General features: G+C 77.8%; 2 protein-coding genes. Both read right to left on the bottom strand.

Annotation, left to right across the window (positions count from 1 at the left end; all coding sequences use genetic code 11):
* Positions 1–168: 168 nt before the first annotated feature.
* Entirely contained in the window at positions 169–843 is a 675-nt protein-coding gene (locus AOK18_RS29650) for a spherulation-specific family 4 protein (RefSeq protein WP_055696301.1), read from the bottom strand.
* Positions 840–1,340 (bottom strand): NAD-dependent epimerase/dehydratase family protein (locus AOK18_RS29645; RefSeq protein ID WP_157865299.1); only part of this gene is annotated, 501 nt, incomplete at its 5' end. The genes AOK18_RS29645 and AOK18_RS29650, both read right to left, overlap by 4 nt.

Below are 1,340 nucleotides of genomic sequence, written 5' to 3'. Positions count from 1 at the left end.
GACCGGATGCACGGGCGCGGGACGGGCGGTGTCCGTGCCCCCGCCCGTCCGCGCCCGTGCATCCGGTCAGGACCGTGGCGGCCAGCGCGACCAGCGCGGCCAGCCCGGCCGGCGCGGCCGACATGGCCGGCGCGGGCGTCGCGGGCGTGTGCGGCGGAGGTTTCCTGCTCATGTCCGTCCCCCGTCTTCGGTCACGGTCAGGGCAGGAGTCAACTCCGCCCAAGGGTTGGGAAGTTCACCTGTCACGGGGCAGCAGATCCCCGCGCCCCGGTCCCGCGCGGTGCGGACCGCCAGGGGAACGAGCGCCTCGGGCACGCCGTAGACGAGGTGGCAGAGCCGTTCCGGCGGGGGCGGTTTCGCCCGGGCGGAGCGGCTGAACGCAGCGACGTAGGTGGACCAGTGGCCCTCGAAGGTGACGGTCAGGTCGGCGAGGCGGACGTAGCCGGGTGCCGGGTCCACGCCGGGGTTGAGCACGACGGTCCGCGCGCCGGTCCGGCGCAGGGACCGGACCAGCCTGCGGCAGCCGGGCAGGCCGTCCGCTCCCGCGGTCACCCGGTCCAGGAAGCAGCCGTCGACCGCGTACCACTCCCGGTGGCGGCGCGCGTCGGCGGTGACCGCGGACGGGTCCCGCGCGCCGTAGTCGGTGTCGACGTAGCCGAGCAGCCGGGCGCCCGCCGCCCGCAGCGCGTCCGCGACCGCCGCGAAGGCGTGGTCCGGGCCGGTCCCGGGGCCGTTCGCGGGGTTGAGCACGACCGCGTAGGTACGGTCGGCGGCCGTGATGAGCCGGTGCCAGGCGCCCGGGTCCTCGGCCGGGTGGACGTACAGGGGGATCAGCAGGCTCACGGCGAGCGGTCGCCTTCCGCGCCGGCGGCACCCTCACCGGTGCCGCCCCCGCCGGTGCCCGTGCCGCCGGCCGCCCACAGCGCGGCCAGTGACTCCTCGAGGGTGTACGAGGGGCGCCAGCCGAGTGCCTCGCCCGCCGCAGTGACGTCCGAGCACTGCCAGGACACCGCCGCCGAGCGGGCCGATCCTCCCGCGGTCCCCGTGTCCTCCTCGATCCGTCCCCCGAAACCGGCCCGGCGGGCCAGCAGGTGCACCAGGTCGCGCACGCGGACCGCCTCGCCGCCGCCGATGTTGAGGACGGGCGGGAGCGGCCCGGCCGCCGTGGCGGCGAGCACCGCCGCGCGCGCGACGTCGCGCACGTCGACGAAGTCCCGGTACGCGGACAGGTCGCCGAGCCGCAGCACCGCCTCCGCCCCTGCCCCTGCCCCTGCCCCTGTTCCCGTCGCCGGGCCGGCCTCGCGCAGCAGGGCGGCGCCCCTGCCGGGCAGGCCGGTGGG

Origin of the sequence: Streptomyces prasinopilosus, assembly GCF_001419695.1 — a bacterium.
Classification (GTDB): Bacteria; Actinomycetota; Actinomycetes; order Streptomycetales; family Streptomycetaceae; genus Streptomyces; species Streptomyces prasinopilosus.
The sequence above is the reverse complement of the archived record's forward strand: the minus strand, read 5'-3'. Positions and strand labels throughout refer to the sequence as shown.